At 61.2% G+C, this 24,910-nt stretch carries 26 protein-coding genes; 17 read left to right on the top strand and 9 right to left on the bottom strand.

Annotated elements, in window-relative coordinates:
* The first annotated feature begins 151 nt into the window (after positions 1-151).
* The 12 genes from M5B42_RS17625 (at position 152) to M5B42_RS17570 (ending at position 12,212) form a co-directional block, all read left to right on the top strand.
* Positions 152-1,276: an ABC transporter ATP-binding protein gene (locus M5B42_RS17625; RefSeq protein ID WP_103495722.1), complete on the top strand. Its 1,125-nt coding sequence runs from the start codon at positions 152-154 to the stop codon at positions 1,274-1,276.
* Between the two features lie 69 nt (positions 1,277-1,345).
* Positions 1,346-2,386: an ABC transporter substrate-binding protein gene (locus tag M5B42_RS17620; RefSeq protein ID WP_248746569.1), complete on the top strand. Its 1,041-nt coding sequence runs from the start codon at positions 1,346-1,348 to the stop codon at positions 2,384-2,386.
* An 83-nt stretch (positions 2,387-2,469) separates the two neighbouring features.
* Positions 2,470-3,717, top strand: coding sequence for an ABC transporter permease (locus M5B42_RS17615; protein WP_103495724.1), 1,248 nt, complete (start codon positions 2,470-2,472; stop codon positions 3,715-3,717).
* Positions 3,718-3,729: 12 nt separating this feature from the next.
* On the top strand, positions 3,730-4,554 hold the full coding sequence (locus M5B42_RS17610; RefSeq protein WP_100940514.1) for an ABC transporter permease: 825 nt from the start codon (positions 3,730-3,732) through the stop codon (positions 4,552-4,554).
* A gap of 110 nt (positions 4,555-4,664) precedes the next feature.
* Entirely contained in the window at positions 4,665-5,813 is a 1,149-nt protein-coding gene (locus M5B42_RS17605; RefSeq protein WP_248746568.1) for an iron-containing alcohol dehydrogenase, read from the top strand.
* Between the two features lie 117 nt (positions 5,814-5,930).
* Positions 5,931-6,605, top strand: coding sequence for a ribulose-phosphate 3-epimerase (rpe, locus tag M5B42_RS17600; RefSeq protein WP_248746567.1), 675 nt, complete (start codon positions 5,931-5,933; stop codon positions 6,603-6,605).
* Positions 6,602-7,420: a phosphoglycolate phosphatase gene (locus tag M5B42_RS17595; protein WP_152741036.1), complete on the top strand. Its 819-nt coding sequence runs from the start codon at positions 6,602-6,604 to the stop codon at positions 7,418-7,420. The genes rpe and M5B42_RS17595 overlap by 4 nt, the downstream gene beginning before the upstream one ends.
* A 73-nt stretch (positions 7,421-7,493) precedes the next feature.
* Positions 7,494-8,981 carry an anthranilate synthase component I gene (trpE, locus tag M5B42_RS17590; protein ID WP_248746566.1) on the top strand — a complete coding sequence of 496 codons (1,488 nt, stop codon included), beginning with the start codon at positions 7,494-7,496 and terminating at the stop codon, positions 8,979-8,981.
* Positions 8,982-8,994: 13 nt separating this feature from the next.
* Positions 8,995-9,588 carry an aminodeoxychorismate/anthranilate synthase component II gene (locus M5B42_RS17585; RefSeq protein WP_103495730.1) on the top strand — a complete coding sequence of 198 codons (594 nt, stop codon included), beginning with the start codon at positions 8,995-8,997 and terminating at the stop codon, positions 9,586-9,588.
* Positions 9,589-9,597: 9 nt separating this feature from the next.
* The gene (gene trpD, locus M5B42_RS17580) at positions 9,598-10,647 is read left to right on the top strand and encodes an anthranilate phosphoribosyltransferase (RefSeq protein WP_103495731.1); all 1,050 of its coding nucleotides are present in this window, start codon (positions 9,598-9,600) and stop codon (positions 10,645-10,647) included.
* Positions 10,644-11,483 carry an indole-3-glycerol phosphate synthase TrpC gene (gene trpC, locus M5B42_RS17575; RefSeq protein ID WP_248746565.1) on the top strand — a complete coding sequence of 280 codons (840 nt, stop codon included), beginning with the start codon at positions 10,644-10,646 and terminating at the stop codon, positions 11,481-11,483. The genes trpD and trpC overlap by 4 nt, the downstream gene beginning before the upstream one ends.
* 27 nt (positions 11,484-11,510) lie before the next feature.
* Positions 11,511-12,212, top strand: coding sequence for a lipoate--protein ligase family protein (locus M5B42_RS17570; RefSeq protein ID WP_248746564.1), 702 nt, complete (start codon positions 11,511-11,513; stop codon positions 12,210-12,212).
* Here the strand turns inward: M5B42_RS17570 and crp are convergent.
* Positions 12,209-12,859, bottom strand: coding sequence for a cAMP-activated global transcriptional regulator CRP (crp, locus tag M5B42_RS17565; protein ID WP_103495734.1), 651 nt, complete (start codon positions 12,857-12,859; stop codon positions 12,209-12,211). The two genes, M5B42_RS17570 and crp, sit on opposite strands and share 4 nt — an antisense overlap.
* Before the next feature lie 221 nt (positions 12,860-13,080).
* Here crp and M5B42_RS17560 point away from each other — a divergent pair, with 221 nt between their 5' ends.
* Both M5B42_RS17560 and speD read left to right on the top strand, forming a co-directional pair.
* Positions 13,081-13,503: an OsmC family protein gene (locus M5B42_RS17560; protein ID WP_103495735.1), complete on the top strand. Its 423-nt coding sequence runs from the start codon at positions 13,081-13,083 to the stop codon at positions 13,501-13,503.
* Between the two features lie 241 nt (positions 13,504-13,744).
* Positions 13,745-14,539, top strand: a complete 795-nt coding sequence (gene speD, locus M5B42_RS17555; RefSeq protein WP_103495736.1) for an adenosylmethionine decarboxylase — start codon at positions 13,745-13,747, stop codon at positions 14,537-14,539.
* A gap of 75 nt (positions 14,540-14,614) precedes the next feature.
* On the opposite strand, the gene coq7 is transcribed toward speD, so the two are convergent.
* From coq7 to hemJ, 6 genes are all read right to left on the bottom strand, one after another.
* On the bottom strand, positions 14,615-15,262 hold the full coding sequence (gene coq7 / locus M5B42_RS17550) for a 2-polyprenyl-3-methyl-6-methoxy-1,4-benzoquinone monooxygenase (RefSeq protein ID WP_248746563.1): 648 nt from the start codon (positions 15,260-15,262) through the stop codon (positions 14,615-14,617).
* A gap of 217 nt (positions 15,263-15,479) precedes the next feature.
* Entirely contained in the window at positions 15,480-15,818 is a 339-nt protein-coding gene (locus M5B42_RS17545; RefSeq protein ID WP_007947975.1) for a histidine triad nucleotide-binding protein, read from the bottom strand.
* A gap of 63 nt (positions 15,819-15,881) precedes the next feature.
* Positions 15,882-16,670 (bottom strand): SDR family oxidoreductase, encoded by a 789-nt coding sequence (locus M5B42_RS17540; protein WP_103495738.1) that lies wholly within the window; start codon positions 16,668-16,670, stop codon positions 15,882-15,884.
* 60 nt (positions 16,671-16,730) lie between these two features.
* Positions 16,731-17,681 (bottom strand): DUF805 domain-containing protein, encoded by a 951-nt coding sequence (locus tag M5B42_RS17535; RefSeq protein ID WP_177103784.1) that lies wholly within the window; start codon positions 17,679-17,681, stop codon positions 16,731-16,733.
* A gap of 57 nt (positions 17,682-17,738) precedes the next feature.
* A complete protein-coding gene (locus M5B42_RS17530; protein ID WP_103495740.1) occupies positions 17,739-18,710 on the bottom strand; it encodes a nitronate monooxygenase family protein in 972 nt (323 codons plus the stop codon).
* Between the two features lie 35 nt (positions 18,711-18,745).
* Positions 18,746-19,174, bottom strand: coding sequence for a protoporphyrinogen oxidase HemJ (hemJ, locus tag M5B42_RS17525; RefSeq protein WP_103495741.1), 429 nt, complete (start codon positions 19,172-19,174; stop codon positions 18,746-18,748).
* Between the two features lie 134 nt (positions 19,175-19,308).
* On the opposite strand from hemJ, the gene argC reads away from it, so the two are divergent.
* Entirely contained in the window at positions 19,309-20,343 is a 1,035-nt protein-coding gene (argC, locus tag M5B42_RS17520) for an N-acetyl-gamma-glutamyl-phosphate reductase (protein ID WP_103495742.1), read from the top strand.
* Positions 20,344-20,512: 169 nt separating this feature from the next.
* Positions 20,513-20,863: an iron-sulfur cluster insertion protein ErpA gene (gene erpA, locus M5B42_RS17515; protein ID WP_007906865.1), complete on the top strand. Its 351-nt coding sequence runs from the start codon at positions 20,513-20,515 to the stop codon at positions 20,861-20,863.
* Between the two features lie 55 nt (positions 20,864-20,918).
* On the opposite strand, the gene M5B42_RS17510 is transcribed toward erpA, so the two are convergent.
* Positions 20,919-22,007 carry an anhydro-N-acetylmuramic acid kinase gene (locus M5B42_RS17510; RefSeq protein ID WP_248746562.1) on the bottom strand — a complete coding sequence of 363 codons (1,089 nt, stop codon included), beginning with the start codon at positions 22,005-22,007 and terminating at the stop codon, positions 20,919-20,921.
* Between the two features lie 6 nt (positions 22,008-22,013).
* Positions 22,014-23,426: a peptidoglycan DD-metalloendopeptidase family protein gene (locus tag M5B42_RS17505; protein WP_248746561.1), complete on the bottom strand. Its 1,413-nt coding sequence runs from the start codon at positions 23,424-23,426 to the stop codon at positions 22,014-22,016.
* 209 nt (positions 23,427-23,635) lie between these two features.
* Here M5B42_RS17505 and tyrS point away from each other — a divergent pair, with 209 nt between their 5' ends.
* Positions 23,636-24,835: a tyrosine--tRNA ligase gene (gene tyrS, locus M5B42_RS17500; protein ID WP_103495745.1), complete on the top strand. Its 1,200-nt coding sequence runs from the start codon at positions 23,636-23,638 to the stop codon at positions 24,833-24,835.
* The last annotated feature ends 75 nt before the right edge of the window (positions 24,836-24,910 follow it).

Here is a 24,910-nt window from a genome sequence, read left to right as displayed (position 1 = left end):
GGGCTTATCCAATCCCGCCATCCTTGTAGGGCAATCCCTACCCCAATTCTTCCAGACGGCTGAGGACAATCTCTCCCGCCCCCCGATTTGCGCTGCCACCAGCCTTCACTAGGCTTAGCCCCACGGCAGTCCAAAACAAAAAGGTGAGGGTATGAGCGAGGTTGATTCAAGCGCTGGGGCGAACGATGTACTGGTCAGCTTTCGTGGCGTACAAAAAAGCTACGACGGTGAGAACCTGATCGTCAAAGACCTCAACCTGGACATTCGCAAGGGCGAATTCCTGACCCTGCTCGGGCCTTCCGGTTCTGGCAAGACCACCAGCCTGATGATGCTGGCCGGGTTCGAAACCCCGACCGCCGGCGAGATCCTGCTGGCCGGCCGCTCCATCAACAATGTCCCACCGCACAAACGCGACATCGGCATGGTGTTCCAGAACTACGCCCTGTTCCCGCACATGACCGTCGCCGAGAACCTGGCGTTCCCGTTGACCGTGCGCGGTTTGAGCAAGACCGACGTCAGCGAGCGGGTCAAGCGGGTGCTGGGCATGGTCCAGCTCGACAAGTTCGCCCAGCGCTACCCGGCGCAGTTGTCCGGTGGCCAGCAGCAGCGGGTGGCGTTGGCCCGGGCCCTGGTGTTCGAGCCCCAACTGGTGCTGATGGACGAACCCCTCGGTGCACTGGACAAACAGTTGCGCGAACACATGCAGATGGAAATCAAGCACCTGCACCAGCGCCTCGGCGTGACCGTGGTCTACGTGACCCACGACCAGGGCGAAGCCCTGACCATGTCCGACCGCGTGGCGGTGTTCCACCAGGGCGAGATCCAGCAGATCGCGCCGCCGCGCACCCTCTACGAAGAACCGAAGAACACCTTCGTCGCCAACTTTATCGGCGAGAACAACCGCCTCAACGGCCGCCTGCACAGTCACAGCGGTGATCGCTGCGTGGTCGAGCTCGGCCGTGGTGAGAAGGTCGAGGCGCTGGCGGTGAACGTCGGCAAGACCGGCGAGCCGGTGACCCTGTCGATCCGTCCGGAACGCATCAGCCTCAACGGCTCCAGCGAGTCTTGCGTCAACCGCTTCTCGGGCCGCGTGGCCGAGTTCATCTATCTGGGCGACCACGTGCGTGTGCGCCTGGAAGTCTGCGGCAAGACCGACTTTTTCGTGAAACAGCCCATTGCCGAGCTGGACCCAGCCCTGGCGGTCGGCGACGTCGTACCTATCGGCTGGCAAGTGGAGCACGTTCGCGCGCTCGATCCGTTACTGGACGCCAGTTGATCGCGGTAACCCAAGAGGCGAATCCATCGCCCCGTGCTTCACCAACCTGCACTGTGGAGAGAAGAATAAATGCTTAAATCCCTGAAATTCAGCGCCCTGACCCTTGGGCTGATGTGCGCGGCAAATGCCATGGCGGGGCCCGACCTGACCGTGGTGTCCTTTGGTGGCGCGAACAAGGCCGCACAGGTCAAGGCGTTCTATGCGCCGTGGGAGGCGGCGGGCAAGGGCAAGATCGTGGCCGGCGAGTACAACGGTGAAATGGCCAAGGTCAAGGCCATGGTCGATACCAAGAGCGTGTCCTGGGACCTGGTAGAGGTCGAGTCGCCGGAACTGTCCCGCGGTTGCGACGAAGACATGTTCGAACCCCTCGACCCGGCGCTGTTCGGCAAGGGCGAAGATTACGTCAAGGGCGCCATCCAGCCTTGCGGCGTGGGCTTCTTCGTCTGGTCGACGGTACTGGCCTACAACGCTGACAAAGTGAGCAGTGCACCGACCAGCTGGGCTGATTTCTGGGACACCAAGAAATTCCCCGGCAAGCGTGGCCTGCGCAAGGGCGCCAAGTACACCCTGGAATTCGCCTTGATGGCTGATGGCGTGGCGCCGAAAGACGTCTACAAGGTACTGGCCGGCAAGGATGGCCAGGACCGTGCGTTCAAGAAGCTCGACGAGCTGAAGCCGAATATCCAGTGGTGGGAAGCCGGCGCGCAGCCGCCGCAGTACCTCGCCTCCGGCGACGTGGTGATGAGCTCGGCCTACAACGGTCGGATCGCCGCGGTACAGAAAGAAAGCAACCTGAAAGTGGTCTGGAACGGCGGCGTCTATGACTTCGACGCCTGGGCGATTCCAAAAGGCCTGAAGGGCGAGCGTCTTGAAGCGGCGAAGAAATTCATCGCCTTCTCGGTGATGCCGCAGCAGCAGAAGGTCTACTCGGAAAACATCGCCTACGGCCCGGCCAACATCCAGGCGGTCCCGTTGCTCGATAAAGCCATCCTGAAAGACATGCCGACCACCCCGGAAAACATCGCCAACCAGGTGCAGATCGACGTTGCCTTCTGGGCGGATAACGGTGAGCAGCTGGAACAGCGCTTCAACGCCTGGGCTGCCAAGTAACACAGCAGGTCCCAAGAACAGCGGGCGGTGCGCGGCAACGCGACACCGCCCGCTGTAACAATAAAAGAATTCCGGAGTTCGCCATGGCCCTCACCGTTCCTCTGAACGAGGTCACCAGTCCCACCTTGAAGCAGCGCCTGGCGCGTGCCGAGCGGGTCAACCGCTGGAAGGCCCAGGCCTTGATTGCACCGCTGGTGCTGTTTCTGTTGCTGGTGTTCCTGGTGCCCATCGTGGCGCTGCTCTATAAAAGTGTCGGTAACCCGGAAGTGGTCGGCGCCATGCCGCGCACCGTGGTCGCCGTCGCCGCCTGGGACGGCAAGAGCCTTCCCGGCGAGCCGGTCTACAAGGCCTTGAGCGAAGACCTCGGCGACGCCCGCAAGAATCAGACCCTGGGCGATTTGTCCAAGCGCCTGAACATGGAACTGGCCGGCTATCGCAGCCTGTTGACCAAGACCGCGCGCGCCCTGCCGTTCAAGACCGAACCGGCCTCCTATAAAGAAGCCCTGGAAGCCCTCGACGAACGCTGGGGTGATCCGGCGTACTGGCAGGCGATCCGGCGCAATACCAGCAGCATCACCCCTTATTACCTGCTGGCGGCCGTCGACCATCGGATCGATGACCTCGGCGAACTGGCCCCGGCCACCCCGGACCAGGCGATCTACCTCGATATCTTTGCCCGCACCTTCTGGATGGGCCTGGTGATCACCGCCATCTGCCTGGTGCTGGCCTACCCGCTGGCCTATCTGCTGGCGAACCTGCCGTCGCGGCAGAGCAACCTGTTGATGATCCTCGTGCTGCTGCCGTTCTGGACTTCGATCCTGGTGCGGGTCGCGGCCTGGATTGTGCTGTTGCAGTCCGGTGGCCTGATCAATAGCGCGTTGATGGCCATGGGGGTGATCGACAAGCCGCTCGAGTTGGTGTTCAACCGCACCGGCGTCTACATCTCCATGGTGCACATCCTGCTGCCGTTCATGATCCTGCCGATCTACAGCGTGATGAAGGGCATCTCGCCGACCTATATGCGCGCGGCAATCTCCCTGGGCTGTCATCCGTTCGCCAGCTTCTGGCGGGTGTACTTCCCGCAGACCTATGCCGGCGTGGGCGCGGGTTGCCTGCTGGTATTCATCCTGGCGATTGGTTACTACATCACCCCGGCCCTGCTCGGTAGCCCGAACGACCAGATGGTCAGCTACTTCGTCGCCTTCTACACCAACACCAGCATCAACTGGGGCATGGCGACCGCCCTGGGTGGCCTGCTGCTGCTGGCGACCGTGGTCCTGTACCTGATTTACAGCCGGTTGGTGGGCGCCAGCCGCCTGCGCCTGAGCTAAGGAGAATAAGAAATGCTGAGCCCCTACATGTCGCCCGTCGAGCGGGTCTGGTTCTACAGTTTGCGCATCCTGTGCGGGCTGATCCTGCTGTTCCTGATCCTGCCGGTGCTGGTGATCATCCCGCTGTCGTTCAACTCGGGCAGTTTCCTCGTCTATCCGCTGCAAGGTTTCTCGCTGCACTGGTACCAGGACTTCTTCGCCTCGGCGGAGTGGATGCGCGCCTTGCGCAACAGCATCATCGTCGCTCCGGCGGCCACGGCGCTGGCGATGGTCTTCGGGACCCTGGCGGCGATCGGCCTGACCCGGGGCGATTTCCCGGGCAAGCCGCTGGTGATGGCCTTGGTGATCTCGCCCATGGTGGTGCCGGTGGTGATCATCGGTGTGGCCAGCTACCTGTTCTTCGCTCCCCTGGGGCTGGGTAACAGTTTCTTCTCGTTGATCGTGGTGCATGCGGTGTTGGGCGTGCCTTTTGTGATCATCACCGTGTCGGCGACCTTGCAGGGTTTCAATCACAACCTGGTACGTGCTGCGGCCAGCCTGGGGGCCTCGCCACTGACGGCGTTCCGCCGGGTGACCTTGCCGCTGATCGCGCCAGGGGTGATTTCCGGGGCGCTGTTTGCCTTTGCGACCTCGTTCGACGAAGTGGTGGTGACCCTGTTCCTTGCCGGCCCCGAACAGGCGACCCTGCCCCGGCAGATGTTCAGTGGCATTCGCGAGAACCTCAGCCCGACCATCGCCGCGGCGGCGACCTTGCTGATTGTCTTCTCGGTGATCCTGCTGCTGACCCTGGAATGGCTGCGTGGACGCAGCGAGAAATTGCGCACCACCCAAGTCTGATAAAGGCATCCTCTGGCGACTCTGTCATTCATCATTCTGGATGACAGAGCAAAGCCAATCCCGGTTATGCTTGCCCGTGCCCTGATCATCACGACAAGAAGGCTGCGAGCATGAGCATTTCCTCATTCAAGATCGCCCATAAACTGATCACCGGCCGTGGCGCCATCGAGCAATTGGCCGATGAGCTGACCCGGCTGAATGTCGACCATCCGTTGATCGTGACCGATGCCGCACTGGTCAAGTCAGGGACCGTCGAGCTGGCACTGGCTCACCTGGGTGGGCGCACCTATGCAATCTTCGACCGTGTGCTGCCCGACCCGGAAATCGCCATTGTCGAGGACTGCATGCGGGCCTACCGCGAAGGCGGGCACGACGGCCTGATCGGCCTGGGCGGTGGCAGCGCCATCGACATCGCTAAAAGCGTGGGCGCCTACGCCGGTTATCACGGGGCCCTGGAGGATCTGTTCGGCATTGACCAGGTGCCGCGCAAGGGCCCGCCGCTGATCGCCATCCCCACCACCGCCGGCACCGGCTCCGAGGTGACCAATGTCGCCATTCTCTCCGACAAGCAGGCCCAGCTGAAAAAGGGCATCGTCAGCGATTACCTGCTGCCGGATGTGGCACTGGTCAGTCCGCAGATGACCCTGACCTGCCCGCGCAGCGTCACCGCCGCCAGTGGCGTCGATGCCTTGGTCCACGGGATTGAAGCCTACCTGTCACTCAATGCCTCGCCGATTACCGATGCCCTGGCCATTGGCGCGATCAAGCTGATTGCCACGGCGCTGCCCAAGGCCTACGCCAACCCGTCCAACCTCCAGGCCCGTGAGGAAATGGCTACCGCCAGCCTGATGGCCGGGATGGCTTTCGGTAATGCCGGCGTCGGTGCCGTACATGCCCTGGCCTATCCGTTGGGTGGACGCTTCAATATCGCCCACGGGGTCAGCAATGCCCTGTTGCTGCCCTATGTCATGAGCTGGAACAAGATCGCCTGTGTCGAGCGCATGCGGGACATTGCCATCGCCATGGGCGTCAATGTCACGGGTCTGAGCCTGATCGAAGCGGCCGACAAGGCCGTCGCCGCCATGACCGATCTGTGCGCCGCGGTGGAGATTCCCGCCGGTCTCGCAAGCTTCGGCGTACCCCTGGACGCGATCCCGGCCATGGCCGAGGAGGCGGCCGCTACCGAGCGGTTGATGCGCAACAATCCCCGTCGCCTGAGCGCGGTGGACATCGAAAAGATCTACCGCTCCGCTTACTGAGGGCTTTGGCTCAAGCATTCCAGGCTTGCATGGCCAATCGTCGCGGTCACGGTGGGCGGGGCAAAGCGGGCGGTATACAATGCCCGCCATCGTGATTCTGCTCAAAAAAGGTGCGTCATGCAGCCCTTCGTCATTGCTCCGTCGATTCTCTCCGCCGATTTCGCCCGCCTGGGTGAGGAAGTGGACAACGTGCTCGCTGCCGGAGCCGACTTCGTGCACTTCGATGTCATGGACAACCACTATGTGCCCAACCTGACCATTGGCCCGATGGTCTGCGCGGCACTGCGCAAGTACGGCATCACCGCGCCCATCGACGCACACCTGATGGTCAGCCCGGTGGACCGCATCGTCGGCGACTTCATCGAAGCCGGTGCGACCTACATCACCTTCCACCCGGAAGCCACGCTGCACGTCGACCGTTCCCTGCAACTGATCCGCGAAGGCGGTTGCAAGGCCGGCCTGGTGTTCAACCCGGCCACGCCCCTGGACGTGCTCAAGTACGTGATGGACAAGGTCGACATGGTCCTGCTGATGAGCGTCAACCCGGGTTTTGGCGGGCAGAAGTTCATTCCCGGCACCCTCGACAAGCTGCGTGAAGCGCGGGCCCTGATCGATGCCTCTGGCCGTGATATCCGCCTGGAAATCGACGGCGGCGTGAACGTCAACAATATCCGCGAAATCGCCGCGGCCGGTGCCGACACCTTTGTTGCCGGCTCGGCGATCTTCAATGCCCCGAACTACCGTGAAGTCATCGAGAAAATGCGCGCCGAACTGGCGCTGGCTCGATCATGACCGTATTCGAGCAGCTTTTTCCGGGCCGTTTGCCCAAGCTGGTGATGTTCGATCTGGATGGGACGCTGGTGGATTCGGTGCCCGACCTGGCCCTGGCGGTGGATAAAATGCTGCTCGCCCTCGGGCGTCCGGTGGCCGGGCTGCACGCGGTGCGCGAGTGGGTTGGCAACGGCGTGCTGGTTCTGGTACGTCGGGCGCTGGCCGGTCATATCGATCACTCGGGCGTCGACGACGGCGAAGCCGAGCAGGCGTTGGCGATCTTCATGGAGGCCTATTCCGGTGGTCATGAGCTGACCCAGGTCTATCCCGGCGTGCACGAAACCCTGAGCTGGATGCACAAGCAGGGCATGGAAATGGCCCTGATCACCAACAAGCCGGAGCAGTTCGTCGCGCCCTTGCTGGATGAAATGAAACTGGGACGGTTTTTCCGCCTGATCATCGGCGGCGACACCTTGCCGCAGCGCAAGCCCGACCCGGCGGCGCTGTTCCATGTGATGAAAATGACTGGTATCCCGGCCTCGCAGTGCCTGTTTATCGGTGACTCGCGCAGTGATGTGCAGGCCGCCAAGGCCGCCGGCGTCACCTGCGTGGCCCTCAGCTATGGCTACAACCATGGCCGGCCGATCGCCGAGGAAGAGCCTGCGCTGGTCATCGACGATCTGCGGGCGCTGATTCCCGGTTGCCTGGAAGCTGGCGCTGAGCTAATGTCGGTGGACTCTGTTCAATCCCCTCCTGGAAACGCCATCGTGGTGGTTACTCGCAAACTCTGGATGAAAGTCATCAAGGCCCTGGCCCGCTGGCGTTGGCGCGCCTGACTTGATCCTGGCCGCGACTCATGCGGCGCGTTTGCATACCTGACTGTTCGACCCTCAAGCCACGAGGCATATGATGACCCGCGAAGAATTCCTGCGTTTGGCCGCTGCCGGCTACAACCGCATCCCGCTTGCCTGCGAAACCCTGGCCGACTTCGATACCCCGTTGTCGATCTACCTGAAACTGGCCGACCAGCCCAACTCCTACCTGCTGGAGTCGGTGCAGGGCGGCGAGAAATGGGGCCGTTATTCGATCATCGGCCTGCCTTGCCGCACCGTGCTGCGGGTGCATGACCACCAGGTCAGCGTGACCCACGACGGCGTCGAGATCGAGCGTTGCGAGGCCGAGGATCCTCTGGATTTCGTCGAGACCTTCAAGGCGCGCTATAACGTGCCGACCATCGCCGGGTTGCCGCGTTTCAACGGCGGGCTGGTGGGCTACTTCGGTTATGACTGCGTGCGTTATGTGGAGAAGCGTCTGGGCAAGTGTCCGAACCCGGATCCGCTGGGCGTACCCGATATCCTGTTGATGGTTTCCGACGCCGTGGTGGTCTTCGACAACCTGGCGGGCAAGATGCACGCCATCGTCCTTGCCGATCCGTCCCAGGACAGCGCCTACGAACAAGGCCAGGCGCGTCTGCAGGAATTGCTGGAACAACTGCGCCAGCCGATCATTCCGCGTCGCGGCCTGGAACTCGACCGGCCACCGGCCGCCGACCCGGTGTTCCGTTCGAGTTTCACCCAGGGTGACTACGAGCGGGCAGTCGACACCATCAAGGAATACATCCTTGCCGGTGACTGCATGCAGGTCGTGCCGTCGCAGCGCATGTCCATCGATTTCAAGGCCGCGCCCATCGACCTGTACCGGGCGTTGCGCTGCTTCAACCCGACGCCGTACATGTACTTCTTCAACTTCGGTGACTTCCATGTGGTCGGCAGTTCGCCGGAGGTGCTGGTGCGGGTCGAAGACAACCTGATCACCGTCCGCCCCATCGCCGGTACCCGTCCACGCGGTGCTACCGAGGAAGCCGACCTGGCTCTGGAAGACGACCTGCTGTCCGACGCCAAGGAAATCGCCGAGCACCTGATGCTGATCGACCTGGGCCGCAACGACACCGGTCGGGTGTCCGAGATCGGTTCGGTGAAGCTGACCGAGAAGATGGTGATCGAGCGTTACTCCAATGTGATGCACATCGTGTCCAACGTCACCGGGCAACTGAAGAGCGGCCTGACGTCCATGGACGCCCTGCGCGCGATCCTGCCGGCGGGCACGCTGTCCGGTGCGCCGAAGATTCGCGCGATGGAAATCATCGATGAACTGGAGCCGGTCAAGCGCGGTGTGTATGGCGGCGCGGTCGGTTACTACGCCTGGAACGGCAATATGGACACCGCCATTGCCATTCGGACCGCGGTGATCAAGGACGGCGAGCTGCATGTGCAGGCCGGTGGCGGCATCGTCGCCGACTCGGTGCCGGCGCTGGAGTGGGAAGAAACGCTGAACAAGCGTCGCGCGATGTTCCGTGCTGTCGCCCTCGCTGAACAAACCCCCGCGTCCGACGCCTGAGGAGCTTTTTGTCATGTTGCTGATGATCGATAACTACGACTCGTTTACCTACAACGTCGTGCAATACCTCGGTGAGCTGGGCGCGGACGTCAAGGTCGTGCGTAATGACGAATTGACCGTGGCCGAAATCGAAGCCCTCAAGCCGGAACGCATTGTCGTCTCTCCAGGCCCGTGCACGCCGACCGAGGCGGGCATTTCCCTGGAGGCCATCAAGTATTTCGCCGGAAAGCTGCCGATCCTCGGGGTCTGCCTCGGTCACCAATCCATCGGCCAGGCCTTTGGCGGCGATGTGGTGCGGGCCCGCCAGGTGATGCACGGCAAGACCAGCCCGCTGTTCCACGAAGGCAAGGGCGTGTTCGCCGGTTTGAACCTGCCGCTGACCGTTACCCGCTATCACTCCTTGATCGTCAAGCGCGAAACCTTGCCGGACTGCCTGGAGCTGACCGCCTGGACCCAACTGGAAGACGGCTCGGTCGACGAGATCATGGGCCTGCGGCACAAGACACTGAACATTGAAGGGGTGCAATTCCACCCCGAGTCGATTCTCTCCGAGCAGGGCCACGAGCTGTTCGCCAACTTTCTCAAACAGACCGGCGGCACGCGCTAAGGAGTTTTCATGGATATCAAGACAGCCCTGGGCCGTATCGTCGGCCATCTGGACCTGAGCACCGAAGAAATGCGCGACGTCATGCGTGAAATCATGACCGGGCAATGCACCGAGGCGCAGATCGGCGCCTTTATGATGGCCATGCGCATGAAGAGCGAAAGCATCGACGAGATCGTCGGCGCGGTCTCGGTGATGCGCGAGTTGGCCGACAAGGTCGAACTCAAGACCCTCGACGGCGTGGTCGATGTGGTCGGCACCGGCGGTGACGGGGCGAATATTTTCAACGTGTCCACCGCGTCCGCCTTTGTGGTGGCCGCTGCCGGTTGCACTGTGGCCAAGCACGGCAACCGCGCGGTCTCGGGTAAAAGCGGCAGTGCCGACCTGCTCGAAGCCGCCGGTATCTACCTCAACCTGACCCCGGTCCAGGTGGCGCGTTGCATCGACAATGTCGGCATCGGCTTCATGTTCGCCCAGACCCATCACAGCGCCATGAAGTACGCCGCCGGTCCGCGCCGCGATCTCGGCCTGCGCACCTTGTTCAACATGCTCGGCCCGCTTACGAATCCGGCCGGCGTGAAACATCAGGTGGTCGGTGTCTTCACCCAGGCCTTGTGCCGGCCATTGGCCGAAGTGCTGCACCGCCTGGGTAGCAAGCATGTATTGGTGGTGCATTCCCAGGATGGCCTGGACGAATTCAGCCTTGCCGCGCCGACCTTTGTGGCGGAGCTGAAAGATGGTGCAATAACTGAATACTGGGTTCAGCCGGAAGACTTGGGTATAAAAAGCCAGAGTCTATTTGGCTTGGTGGTCGAGAGTCCGGCGGCATCCCTGGAACTGATCCGCGATGCCCTGGGTCGTCGCAAGACCGAGAACGGCCAGAAGGCCGCCGAAATGATCGTGCTCAATGCCGGCGCCGCGCTGTATGCCGCCGACCATGCCAGCAGCCTCAAAGAAGGCGTAGCCTTGGCTCACGATGCACTGCACACCGGCCTTGCCCGGGAAAAACTCGAAGAGCTGGGCGCGTTCACCGCCGTATTCAAGCAGGAGAATGAAGGATGAGTGTGCCAACCGTTCTGGAGAAGATCCTCGCCCGCAAGGCCGAGGAAGTGGCTGAGCGCCGCGCCCGTGTGAGTCTGGCCGAGCTTGAGACGCTGGCACGGGCCGCCGATGCGCCGCGTGGTTTCGCCCAGGCGCTGATCGGGCGTGCGAAGCAGAAGCAGCCGGCGGTGATTGCCGAAATCAAGAAGGCTTCGCCGAGCAAGGGTGTGATCCGCGAGAACTTCATTCCGGCCGATATCGCCCGCAGCTACGAAAAGGGCGGGGCGACCTGCCTGTCGGTGTTGACCGACGTCGACTATTTCCAGGGTTCCGACCTTTACCTGCAACAGGCGCGCGTGGCGTGCAAGTTGCCGGTGATCCGCAAGGATTTCATGGTCGACCCGTATCAGATCGTCGAAGCCCGTGCCCTCGGCGCCGATTGCATCCTGCTGATCGTCGCGGCGCTGGACGACGGGCTGATGGCCGAACTGGCCGCGGTAGCCAAGGGCGTCGGTCTCGATGTGCTGGTGGAATCCCATGACGCAGCCGAACTGGAGCGGGCCTTGAAGGTCCTCGACACGCCGCTGATCGGGATCAACAACCGCAACCTGCACACCTTTGAGGTCAGCCTGGAAACCACCCTCGACCTGTTGCCGATCATCCCTCGGGATCGTTTGGTGATTACCGAGAGCGGTATTCTCAACCGGGCGGATGTCGAGCTGATGGAAATCAGCGAGGTCTATTCGTTCCTGGTAGGCGAGGCCTTCATGCGCGCGGACAGCCCGGGCGATGAACTGCAGCGGCTGTTTTTCCCGGAGCGTGGCGCACCGGCCATCAGCGGTTCGACCCTCGACTGACCGGGACTTGCTATCAGGATGACCTCGATGCCCCTGGCTGTTGCCCTCACCGTCGAAGCCGGCCTGCGCGCCGAGCAGGATTTGCTGGCCTCGGTCTGTGCCGGTGAGCAGGATTGGGGGCTGTTGTTCTGGCAACCCAGCGATCGTGCCCTGGTGATGCCACGGCGCTTGAATCGTTTGCCAGGGTTCGACGCGGCTTGCGATGCCCTGGCGGACAGTGGTTGGCCGGTATTGCTGCGTGAAACCGGCGGCGAGCCGGTGCCGCAGTCCGGCGCCACGGTCAATATTGCCCTGGTGTATGCTCCGCCCCGTCACGAAGGTGACCAGAATCGTATCGAAACCGGTTATCGGCGCCTGTGCCAGCCGATCTGCGATGCCCTCGATGAGCTGGGGGGCGTGTCATCCCTGGGCGAAATCGACGGTGCGTTTTGCGACGGCCGCTTCAACGTCAACCTCAATGGCCGCAAGATGGTCGGCACCGCCCAGCGCTGGCGCCAGAGCCAGGGTGGCACTCGGCCGGTGGGGTTGGTGCATGGGGCGATGCTGATGGATAACGAGCGCGATTCGATGGTGGCGGCGGTCAATCGCTTCAACCAGGCCTGTCAGCTGGATGCCCGGGTCAGGGCGCAAAGCCATGTCGCCTTGCATGAGGTGTATGCCGCGCCGCTATTCCTTGAGCGGCTCAGCGAGCTGTACCAACAGATGTTGCAGGATATCTTCCAGCCTTAACGGGTGCCGAATACCACCATGGTCTTGCCTTTGACGTGCACCAGGTTCTGCTCTTCCAGATCCTTGAGCACCCGTCCGACCATCTCCCGCGAGCAGCCGACGATCCGGCCGATTTCCTGACGGGTGATCTTGATCTGCATGCCATCGGGGTGGGTCATGGCATCGGGTTGCTTGCACAGTTCGAGCAGGCAACGGGCAACACGACCAGTGACGTCGAAGAACGCCAGGTCACCGACCTTGCGCGTGGTATTGCGCAGGCGTTGGGCAATCTGGCCGCTGAGGGCGTAGAGAATATCCGGGTCTTGTTGGGCCAGTTCGCGAAACTTGCAGTAGCTGATCTCCGCCACTTCGCATTCGACCTTGGCCCGCACCCAGGCGCTGCGCTCCTGTTCATGGCCGGCCTGCTCGAACAAACCCAGTTCACCGAAAAAATCGCCGGCATTGAGGTAGGCGATGATCATTTCCCGTCCGTCGTCATCTTCGATCAGGATCGTGACCGAGCCCTTGATGATGAACGACAGGGTTTGCGAACGATCACCGGCACAAATGATATTGCTCTTGGCCTGGTAGCGGCGGCGCTGACAATGCATCAGCAGTTTGTCGAGGTTCTTGATCTTGGGGGAGGAAGCGGAAGCCAGAGCAACCATGGTGGTATCCCGAAAAGACTGCGCGGTGTGGTTTGTTTTTTTAGGCATAGCTGCAACGCTGGCAGAACGCCAGCGATTTGGCGCCAGCATAACAGAGGCATTGTGTGGAAAATGGGGAATTTAGGTGGCTGACTAACCGGTCGTCGCCCGTTGTCGGCTTCCTGTCGGAGCGGGGGGCTGTGCTAAGCTGGCTCCCTTTTTTCAGCAGTGGAGTCTAGGTGATGAAGGCACGCATCCAATGGGCTGGCGAAGCCATGTTCCTCGGAGAGTCCGGTAGCGGGCATGTGGTGGTCATGGACGGTCCGCCGGAAAGCGGTGGTCGCAACCTGGGCGTTCGTCCCATGGAAATGCTGCTATTGGGCCTGGGCGGTTGCAGCAACTTCGATGTGGTCAGCATCCTGAAGAAAGCCCGTCAGCCGGTTGAAAGCTGCGAAGCCTTTCTCGAAGCCGAGCGCGCGACTGAAGATCCCAAGGTGTTCACCAAGATCCACCTGCATTTCGTGGTCAAGGGCCGTGGCCTGAAGGAAGCCCAGGTCAAGCGGGCGATCGAGCTGTCGGCGGAGAAATACTGCTCGGCTTCGATCATGCTTGGTGCTGCTGGCGTTGCCATCACTCACGACTACGAGATCATCGAACTCGGCTGAGTCGACATTCAACTATCATAAAGTCCATGCAGACTCTGGCGAGCACTCGTTCAGGTCTGCATAGCGCGCCACTTTTTTCAGGGCGCCCGGCCAGCAGCACGCCTGCGGCCGCGGATCCGAACAGCAACCAGAGTCGCCATCGCGAAGAGGTGTTAACCGTCCTACGCAGCTGTGTCGTTCACAACTGACGGGCATGCTTGATCACGCGGCGGTGCCGCATCGACATAGAGAGTTTCCAACGGTGAAAAGCAAACTCAAGCTCCACGGGTTCAACAACCTGACCAAGACCTTGAGCTTCAACATCTATGACATCTGCTATGCGGAAACCCCGCAGGACCAGCAGGCCTACGTCGAGTACATCAACCAGGAATACGACGCGGAACGCCTGACGCAGATCCTCACGGAAGTGGTGGATATCATTGGTGCCAATATCCTGAACATCGCGCGTCAGGACTACGACCCTCAAGGTGCCAGTGTCACTATCCTGATCTCCGAGCAGCCGGTGACGCCAACCGACAGCCAGATCGAAGAATCCCCGGGGCCGTTGCCCGAGACTATCCTGGCTCACCTCGACAAGAGCCATATCACGGTGCATACCTACCCGGAAATCCATCCGGTCGACGGTATCGCGACATTCCGTGTGGACATCGATGTGTCGACCTGCGGCGTCATCTCACCGCTCAAAGCCCTCAATTACCTGATTCACCAGTTCGACTCGGATATCGTCACCGTCGATTATCGCGTGCGCGGTTTCACCCGTGATGTCGAAGGCAGGAAACACTTCATCGACCACGAGATCAACTCGATCCAGAACTATCTCTCGGAAGACAGTCGCAAGAGCTATCAGATGACGGATGTGAACGTGTACCAGGAAAACCTGTTCCACACCAAGATGCTGCTCAAGGACTTTGAACTGGACAACTACCTGTTCGGTGACGCCACTAGCAACCTCTCGGCGGAACAGCGCAGCCAGGTGACTGAACGGGTGAAACACGAAATGCTGGAAATCTTCTACGCGCGAAATATGCCGACGTAGGTTTTTCGGCCAAAAAAGAAGAGCGCCCCTGTGGCGCCCTTCTTTTTGTCGGCTCCGTGGCGGAGTCGCGGTGGGTCAGATACGGTAGGTGCTCTTGGTCATGACCTTGGCCAGCAGGCTCATGCCGAACTTCACCGGGGCCGGGAAGCGGAAACCGCCAGCGTTCAGTGCGGATTCGGCGTGATGTTCTTCGTCGATGCGCATCTGCTCGAGGATCGCCCGGGACTTTTCGTCCTCGGCCGGCAACTGTTCCAGGTGTTCGTTCAGGTGCTTGCACACCTGGTCTTCGGTGGCGGCGACAAAACCCAGGCTGACTTTGTCGCTGATCAGCCCGGCGGCGGCGCCGATGCCGAAGGACAAGCCATAGAACAGCGGGTTGAGCACACTGGGATGACTGCCCAGCTGGCGGATGCGTTGTTCGCACCAGGCCAGGTGATCGACTTCTTCTTCAGCGGCCTTTTCCATGGCGGCGCGGACGTGGGGCAGCTTGGCGGTCAGGGCCTGGCCTTGATAAAGCGCCTGGGCACAGACTTCCCCGGTATGGTTGATGCGCATCAGGCCGGCGACGTGACGGCTGTCGTCTTCGCTCAGCGGCGCGTCGGGCTGCACGATGGCCGGCGACGGACGGTAAGGCTGGCCGCTGAACGGCAGCAGGGTGCGCATGGCGGTATCGGCTTGCAGCAGAAGACGGTCAATCGGCGAGTAGTGACGTTGGGTAGTCATGCTGACCTCCGGGAAAAATCTCGGCCTGCAGTTTACCGCAATCGAGAGCGGAAGGTTTGAGTTGGGTCAGTGGGCGGGGAATGTTACAGCCATACACAATCTTGCAGACACCGCTAACCCTGTAGGAGCAGGGCTTGCCCGCGAAGCTTTTGCGCCCTCAAGGCCCCCTTCGCTGGCAAGCCAGGCTCCTACAGAACGGTGTGTTCCTTGGGGGGTATCAGCCCGGCGGCCAATGCATCTGGCGCTGACCCAGCACATGCATATGGATGTGATAGACGGTCTGCCCACCTTCTTCATTGCAGTTCATCACCACACGAAAGCCTTTCTCACAGCCCAGTTCCAGGGCCAGGCGCTGGGCGGTGAACAGGATATGCCCGGCGAGGGCCTTGTCCTCTTCGGTCAGGTCATTGAGCGTGCGTACCGGCTTTTTCGGAATGACCAGGAAATGCACCGGCGCCTGTGGGGCGATATCGTGGAAGGCCAGGACCTGGTCATCCTCGTAAATGATCTTCGCGGGTATTTCTCTGTTGATGATCTTGGTGAACAGAGTATCCACAGCTGTTTCTCCATTGAGTGGGTCGGGCCAGAGTCTGTACGGACAGGGCCGTGAGTTCAAGTTTCAGCGCGGACAATAGGCCTTGGTCACGACACCGGCGAGCTTGCGCATCGCCCAGCGCGGCATCAGGCGCGGAGCTCGGGCCAGCCAGCGGTTACGCCAGCCGGGAATGATCACTGCGCGGTTCTTGTCCAGCGCGCGCACGGCGTACAACGCCACTTCTTCGGGGCTCATCATCAGCTTGCTGTTCGAAAGCTTTTCGACGGCCAACTGTGCTGTGCGAAAGAACGCGGTCCGGGTCAGGCCCGGGCAGAGTACCGACACCTTGATCCCGGTTTTCTTCAGCTCTTCGCGCAGACCTTCGGAGAAGTGCAGCACATAAGCCTTGCTCGCGTAATAGCTGCTCATCCAGGGCGCGGGATGAAACGCCGCGACGGAGGCGACGTTGAGGATCTGCCCGCCACCCTGTATTGCCATGAGATTACCCAGGGTATGACAAAGTCGGGTCAGGGCGAGGATGTTGACCTCGATCAGATCCTGCTCCGTCCCCCAATCCTGGGCCAGGAACGGACCGCAGGTGCCAAGGCCGGCGCAGTTGACCAGCAGGTCGATCTGCCGCTCACCTTCTTCCAGTTCCAGCAGAAAACCGGAAAGGCGCAGCGGCTCGCTCAGGTCGCAGGCACGAAACAGCACCTCGACGCCGAAGCGTTGGGTCAGTTCGAGGGCAATGGTTTCCAGCTGATCACGCTGGCGGGCCACCAGAATCAGGCTGCGGCCGCGGCGCGCGAGGGCTTCGGCCAGTGCCAGGCCGATGCCGCTGGAGGCGCCGGTGATCAGGGCGTAACGGGTCATGCAGTTCTCCATCACAACGGCGGCGAGCCTTGGGACAGAGGGTCGCAGGCTCAGAAACCGTTATTCTTTTTCATCTTTGTCATAGTCTACAGCGGGCGGAGCGGATTCGGCTGCTGCATCATCGGCCTCATCGGTGGCGGCGGCATCGCTGCTTTCGGAATAGCTGGCCGATTCCTTGTTGTAGTCTTTCTCAAGGTTGACCAGGCCGCCGGTCGCGGCAACGACGCCAAAGATGATCCCGCCAATGAACGGGAACACGGCCAGGACCTTGACTGCGGTACTGTTAGGCGGTGGCGGTGCGCCGTACTGGTTGGCGCCGCTATTGCCGGGGCAGAGCATCAACACGAAAGGGAATACGCTGCCCACGAAGGGGACCAGGGTCAACAGCCAGAGCCAGCCGGACCAGCCGATATCGTGCAGGCGCTGCACGGCGATCTGGATGGAAAAGACCACTAAGGCGATGATGGCCGCGCCACCGAAGACAACGCCGATGGTGATCGCCGTATTCGGCGAGGCTGTCGCGGTACCCATGACGACGGCGAAGATGGCGCCGGCGATCGGGAGGGCTGCGAACATCAGGACGGCACTCCAGGCCAGGTAGCGCAGCCGACCGATACGCCCGTTTGTGGTGAAGGCCTTGAGTTGGCCGAAGGCCGGGAGGTTGTCGCCGACCCGGGCTTGTGGCGGGGCATAGGGGGATTGGTAAGTCGTGGTATCCGGTGGCGGTGTGCTGGCCGGCAGGTCATCGATATCCGCCAGGCTCAGTTCAACGGTAGGTGGTTCGGCCTCCAGGCGCGCCTCGATACCGGTTTTGCGCAAGGCTTGCAGGTAGGACTCGGCCTCAGCGGCCGAAAGGTCGCGCTTAAGGGCGACCGGCTGGCCGCTGAACAAACGTTCCACCGAAGCGACGTCGGTCTTGAACAGCGCGGCCAGGTTGAACTGGGCGGTGGTTTTGTCCACGCCGGCCTGCAAGGCGCCGTCGAACACGATTTTGAAGCGGTTGTCGCTCATGAAGGGCGTCCTTGTCACAAGTCATTGGCGTTGCAGGCCAAGCCTGCAACACAGATATTACGGGCGTGGCCAGTGCCGGGGCAACTCTGCTGCCAGCGCCTGGGCCTTGCGGTACTCGGCCTCGAGCCGGGCGACCAACTGGTCGACACTGGGCAAATCATCGATACCCCCCACCCCCTGGCCGGCCGACCAGACGGTTTTCCAGGCCTTGGCCTCGTCGCTGATGGGCTTGAGCTTGGAGCCGAAGTTGACTTCGCCCTTGCCTTGCAGCGCGGCGAGGTCGAAGCCGGCGTTTTCCAGGCTCTGGCGCATAAAGCTCGCGGGCACCCCGGATACCGCCGCAGTGTGCACGATATCGACTGCCTGGGATGTGAGCAGCATCTCTTTATATGCGTCGGATGCATGACTTTCCGTAGTGCCGATAAATCGCGTGCCGAAGTAGGCCAGATCCGCGCCAAGCAACTGCGCGGCGAGAATCTCGTGACCATGGTTCAAACAACCGGCCAGCAGCAGGGTTTTGTCGAAGAACTGGCGGATTTCGGCGATCAGGGCAAACGGACTCCAGGTGCCGGCATGGCCACCGGCACCGGCCGCCACGGCAATCAGTCCGTCGACACCGGCCTCGGCGGCTTTTTCGGCATGGCGGCGGGTAGTCACATCGTGGAACACCAGGCCACCGTAGCTGTGTACGGCGTCCACCAGTTCCTTGACCGCGCCCAGGCTGGTGATGACGATCGGCACCTTGTGTTCGATGCAGATCTGCAGATCCGCCTGTAGCCGTGGGTTGCTGTTGTGCACGATCAGGTTGACGGCGTATGGCGCCGGATTATCCAGGGTCGCCAGGCCCGCTTCGATTTCCTCCAGCCAGGCCTTGAAGCCGCTGCTTTCGCGCTGGTTCAGGGCCGGGAAACTGCCCACCACCCCATTGCGGCAGCAGGCGAGCACCAGTTGCGGGTTGGAAATCAGGAACATCGGCGCGGCCACCACGGGCAAGCGCAGGCGTTGTTCGAGCAGGGCGGGCAGCGACATGGAGAGTGCTCCGATCAGGGATGGGTGACGTGTAGCTAGAACGGTCGGACAACGACCAGAATGACAATAGCCAGCAATAGCAGAACCGGCACTTCATTGAACCAGCGATAAAAGACATGACTACGGGTGTTTTCGCCACGGGCAAAACGTTTCACCTGGGCGCCGCACATATGGTGGTAGCCGATCAGCACCACCACCAGGGTCAGTTTGGCGTGGATCCAGCCGCCCTGGCTGAAGAGGCTCGGGTTGAGAGCGATCAGCCAGCCGCCGAAGATCAGCGTGGCGATCATCGCCGGGCCCATGATCCCGCGATACAGTTTGCGCTCCATGACGCTGAAGCGTTCCTTGCTGACGCTGTCCTCGCTCTGGGCGTGGTAGACGAACAGGCGTGGTAGATAGAACAGGCCGGCAAACCAGCAGACGACACTGACGATATGAAAGGCTTTGACCCACAGATAGAGCATTTTTAGTTATTCCCAGGTTCACGGTAGGTCGAATAGTAGAGGCTTGAGCGTCCGCACGTCACCTTGACGGTTGTCGCAGGCGCGCGCGGCCCCTATTATCGTGGGCTTTCCAGTGGTTTCGTTGAGGGTAGGTCATGGTCAAGGTCGGTATCGTCGGCGGCACGGGTTACACCGGTGTCGAATTGCTGCGTCTGTTGGCACAGCATCCGCAGGCAGAAGTGGCAGTCATCACTTCGCGATCCGAGGCGGGCCTCGCCGTGGCCGATATGTACCCGAACCTGCGTGGCCACTACGACGGCCTGGCGTTCAGCGTTCCGGACATCAATGCCCTTGCTGCCTGCGACGTGGTGTTCTTCGCCACGCCCCATGGTGTGGCCCATGCCCTGGCCGGTGAGCTGTTGTCCGCCGGTACCAAGGTGATCGATCTGTCCGCCGACTTCCGTCTGCAGGACGCCGAAGAGTGGGCCAAGTGGTACGGCCAACCCCACGGTGCCCCGGCGTTGCTGGAAGAGGCGGTCTACGGTCTGCCGGAAGTGAACCGAGAGAAGATCAAGCAAGCCCGTCTGATTGCCGTGCCGGGTTGCTATCCGACCGCGACCCAGTTGGGTTTCCTGCCGCTGCTTGAGGCGGGACTGGCGGATACCACGCGGTTGATCGCTGACTGCAAGTCGGGTGTCAGCGGTGCCGGTCGCGGTGCCAGTGTCGGTTCGCTGTACTCGGAAACCTCCGAAAGCATGAAGGCCTATGCGGTCAAGGGGCACCGTCACCTGCCGGAAATTCGTCAGGGACTGCGCCGCGCTGCCGGCCATGATGTGGGCCTGACCTTCGTGCCGCACCTCACGCCGATGATCCGGGGTATCCACTCCACGCTATACGCGACCGTGGTCGACCGCTCGGTGGATCTGCAGGCGCTGTTCGAGGAGCGTTATGCCAACGAGCCGTTCGTCGACGTGATGCCAGCTGGTAGCCATCCGGAAACCCGTAGCGTGCGTGGCGCCAACGTCTGCCGGATTGCCGTGCACCGTCCGCAGGATGGCGACCTGGTGGTGGTGTTGTCGGTGATCGACAACCTGGTCAAGGGCGCTTCGGGCCAGGCGGTGCAGAACCTGAACATCCTGTTCGGTCTGGACGAGCGTCTGGGCCTGTCCCATGCCGGCATGCTGCCGTAAGGCGTCGCTCGCGTTCGCCAGGAAGGCCCGTTAAACGGGCCTTCTTGCATTCTGTGAGGTCGCCCGGGTTGATTGATATACCATAACAATAGTTGACCGCTTTTCTAGGAGAAGCGGATAATGCCCGTCATCACGCATTATGGCGGCGTAACGCCGGGAGATAGTCAGCATGAGCGTCGAATCCTTCACCCCCACGGCTTTGCAATTCACCCACGGTGCCGCGCACAAGGTGAAGAGCCTGGTCGATGAAGAGGGCAATGATCGCTTGAAGCTGCGCGTATTCGTTACGGGCGGCGGTTGTTCTGGGTTTCAGTACGGTTTCACCTTCGATGAAGAAGTGGCCGATGACGACACCATCGTCGAGCGCGAAGGCGTCAGCCTGGTGGTCGATCCAATGAGCTTCCAGTACCTGGCGGGCGCAGAGGTGGATTACCAGGAAGGCCTGGAAGGCTCGCGGTTTGTGATCAAGAACCCGAATGCCACCACCACCTGTGGTTGCGGGTCGTCGTTCTCGATCTGATCATTGCTTGTGCTTTACCCTAAACGCCGCGAATTTCGCGGCGTTTTGCTGTGTGTCAGGCCGGGTAGATCGCGCCCAGTACCCGCAGGCCGCGGGCACCGGTGACGCTGGGGCGATTGGCGGCGATGCCGTCAAGGCAGCACCGGGCCAGCCAGGCGAAGGCCATGGCTTCGACCCAGTCGGGGTCCACGCCGTGGGTGGCGGTGCTGGCAACCCGAGTGGCCGGCAGCAATTGGCTGAGTCGAGCCATAAGTGCCGCGTTATGGGCGCCGCCGCCACACACCAGCAATTCTTCGGTGTTCTCCTGGGCGCCAGTCAGTGACTCAACGATGGTCCGTGCGCTGAGTTCGAGCAAGGTGGCCTGGATGTCTTCGGCCGCGAGGGGCGGAAGGTGACTCAGGTGCTGCTTCAGCCAGGGCAGGTTGAATACTTCGCGACCGGTGCTTTTCGGACCCTTGGTCTGGAAGAACGGATCGCTGAGCAGTGCCAGCAGCAGCGCGGGCTCCACCTGGCCGCTGGCCGCCCATTGGCCGTTACGGTCATAGGATTCGTTGCGTTGATCCTGAATCCAGGCGTCGAGCAGCACGTTGCCAGGGCCGCAGTCGAAACCGGAGACCGCCTTGTCGGGCTCGATCAGGCTCAGATTGCTGAAACCGCCGATATTCAGTACCGCGCGATGGCCTGCGCGTTCTTCGAAAAGTGCTTCATGGAAGGCGGGAACCAGTGGCGCGCCCTGACCGCCGGCGGCCACATCGCGGCGGCGGAAGTCGCCGACGACGGTAATACCGGTCAGCTCCGCCAATAAGGCCGGGTTGCCGATCTGCACGGTAAAGCCGCGTGCCGGTTCGTGGCGGATAGTCTGGCCGTGACTGCCGATGGCGCGAATGGCGCCCGGCGCGAGCCCTTGTTGCTCCAGCAGGGTATGGATGCCCTGGGCGGCGAGGGTCACCCAGTTCTGCTCGGCGATGGCGCAGCGGGCAATTTCGTCTGGGCCGCTGGCGCACAGGCCAAGCAACTCGACGCGCAAGGCCTCGGGCATGGGAATGTAGTGGCTGGCCAGCAGCCGGATGGAACCGTCGAGCGCTACCAGGGCAATGTCCAGCCCATCGAGACTGGTTCCGGACATCACACCTATGTAGAGCATTGTGGTTTACCGTTTGGCCGAGGCGACTTTGCTGGGTTTTTCCTGGTTCATGCGCGCCATCAACGGCTGGCTCTGTTGCAGGAAGCGGGCGCGTTCGGACTTGGCGATCGGATCGGCCATGGGCAGTTTCTGGCCCAGCGGGTCGACGTGCACGCCATTGACCTGGAACTCGTAATGCAGATGCGGGCCGGTCGACAGGCCGGTGGTGCCGATATAGCCGATCACCTGGCCCTGCTTGACGTTGCTGCCGGTCTGGATGCCCTTGGCAAAACCCTGCATATGACCGTACAGGGTCCGGTAGGTATTACCGTGCTGGATGATCACGGTGTTGCCGTAGCCGCCGCGACGACCAGCCAATATCACCTTGCCGTCGCCGGCGGCCTTGATCGGCGTACCGCGCGGGGCTGCGTAGTCGACGCCTTTGTGGGCGCGGATCTTGTTCAGGATCGGGTGCTTGCGGCCCATGGAAAAGCGCGAGCTGATGCGGGCGAAGTCCACGGGGGTGCGGATAAAGGCCTTGCGCATGCTGTTGCCGTCAGCGGTGTAGTAGTTGCTGACACCTTGCTTGTTGGTGTAACGCACGGCGGTGAAGGTCTTGCCGCGGTTGGTGAAGCGTGCGGACAGAATGTTGCCGGTGCCGACGGTCTTGCCGTTGAGCACTTTCTGTTCATAGATCACTTCGAATTCGTCGCCGGGGCGGATGTCCTGGGCGAAGTCGATGTCGTAGCCGAATACATGGGCCATTTCGCGGGTCAGGCTGTGGGGCATGCCGGCACGTTGGGCAGAGAGCGACAGCGAGCTGTTGATCACGCCGTGCACGTAGGCTGAACGAACCACCGGCTGGGTGATCACGCGCTTGAAGGTGAAGCCTTTCGCGCCCTTGGTCAGGGTGATGGTCTCAAGGTCGCTGACCTGGCTGTGCAGGTTGGTCAACTGGCCGTCGGGAGTCAGTTCGAACTGCAGGACCTGGCCATGCTTGAGCTGGGAAAACAGCTTGGCTTGTTTATCGCTGGCCAAGACCTCATGTACTGAAGCAGCAGGCAGCCCGACCTTTTCGAACAGCGTGGAAAGCGTGTCGCCGCGGGCTACGGTGACCTCCCTATGGCCGGGGAGCTTCTTTTCCTCGGGGGCCGGGGCGGTCTTGGCGGTTTCCTGGGTGTCTTCGGCGCTGTTGTCGATCTGGGCGAAAGGCGATGGATTGCCTTCATTTGTGGCTTGATCGAGTTCGACGGCGTCTTTGTCTTGTGTCAGTTGATCGGCTGGGGTTTCCAGCTCCAGGTTCAGCGTTGTCTTCTTGGCTTCTACGTCACTGGAAGGAAATACCAGTAGCGCCAGGCTGAGAAGGGCGGCGATCCCACTTGCGGCCAGCAGGTGGGTCTTCGGATAAAGCGGGGGCGCTTTAGTCGGCTCTGTGGTCATAGGTAATTTGGCTTTGAAGAAGATGAATTGGAAAAGATGAATGACATGATGAAGATGAAATAACTGTATAAAATATAACCAAATCATCCCTGAAGCAAGTCTGTCATGTGCGGACGGGCGTTTCGTGCCCGTATGCCGGGCAAAACTTGTATTTGGGCGGCGATCTTGTATGGTTGGTCCCCTTTGAATCTGAGCCTTGCAGGTTGGTTATGAAGTCGGTTGAAGAGCAGCTCGCGCTGATCAAGCGTGGTGCGGAAGAGGTGTTGGTCGAGTCCGAATTGGTCGAGAAGCTCAAGCGTGGCCAGCCGCTGCGTATCAAGGCCGGCTTCGACCCGACGGCACCGGATCTGCACCTGGGGCACACAGTCCTTATTAACAAGCTGCGCCAGTTCCAGGATCTGGGGCATCAGGTGATCTTTCTGATCGGCGACTTCACCGGCTTGATCGGTGATCCGAGCGGCAAGAGCGCCACGCGTCCACCGTTGACCCGTGAACAGGTTCTCGAGAATGCCGAGACCTACAAGGCCCAGGTATTCAAGATCCTTGATCCGGCCAAGACCGAGGTGGCGTTCAACTCCACCTGGATGGATCAGATGGGGCCGGCGGACTTCATTCGCCTGACGTCGCAGTACACCGTGGCGCGCATGCTCGAGCGCGACGACTTCGACAAGCGCTATACCAACAACCAGCCAATCGCCATCCATGAGTTCCTCTACCCGCTGGTACAGGGCTATGACTCCGTTGCGCTGCGCGCGGATGTCGAGTTGGGCGGTACCGACCAGAAGTTCAACCTGCTGATGGGGCGTGAGCTGCAACGCGCCTATGGTCAGGAGGCCCAGTGCATTCTCACCATGCCATTGCTCGAAGGGCTGGATGGCGTGAAGAAGATGTCCAAGTCTTTGGGTAACTATGTCGGGATCCAGGAAGCACCGGGTGTCATGTATGGCAAGCTGGTATCGATCCCGGATGCGCTGATGTGGCGTTACTTCGAGTTGTTGAGCTTCCGCTCGATGGATGAGATCAATCAGCTGCGCAAGGATGTCGAGGCGGGTGCCAACCCGCGTGATGTCAAGATCAAGCTGGCTGAAGAGATCGTCGCGCGTTTCCATGGTGAGGAGGCTGCGGCCAATGCTCATCGTGCGGCAGGTAATCGCATGAAGGAAGGCGAGTTGCCGGATGATCTGCCTGAAGTTGAAATCAGTGCGACTGAAGACATGCCGATTGCTGCCGTCCTCAATAAGGCCGGTCTGGTGAAGAACTCGGCGGTCGCTCGTGATCTGCTGGGTTCCGGTGGCGTGCGTATAGATGGTGAGGTTGTCGATCGCGCCTTTATATACAAGCTCGGTGCTACCCATGTTTGCCAGGCCGGTAAGAAAGCGTTTGCGCGGATTACCCTCAAGGCCGAGTAATGCTGCTTTATAGATAGAAACCAAGACTATGGGAGCCGCAGGCTCCCATAGTCGTTTTTGCGGTGCTTTTGACCT

This window comes from Pseudomonas sp. MWU12-2037, assembly GCF_023242345.1.
Classification (GTDB): domain Bacteria; phylum Pseudomonadota; class Gammaproteobacteria; order Pseudomonadales; family Pseudomonadaceae; genus Aquipseudomonas; species Aquipseudomonas gingeri_D.
The sequence above is the reverse complement of the archived record's forward strand: the minus strand, read 5'-3'. Positions and strand labels throughout refer to the sequence as shown.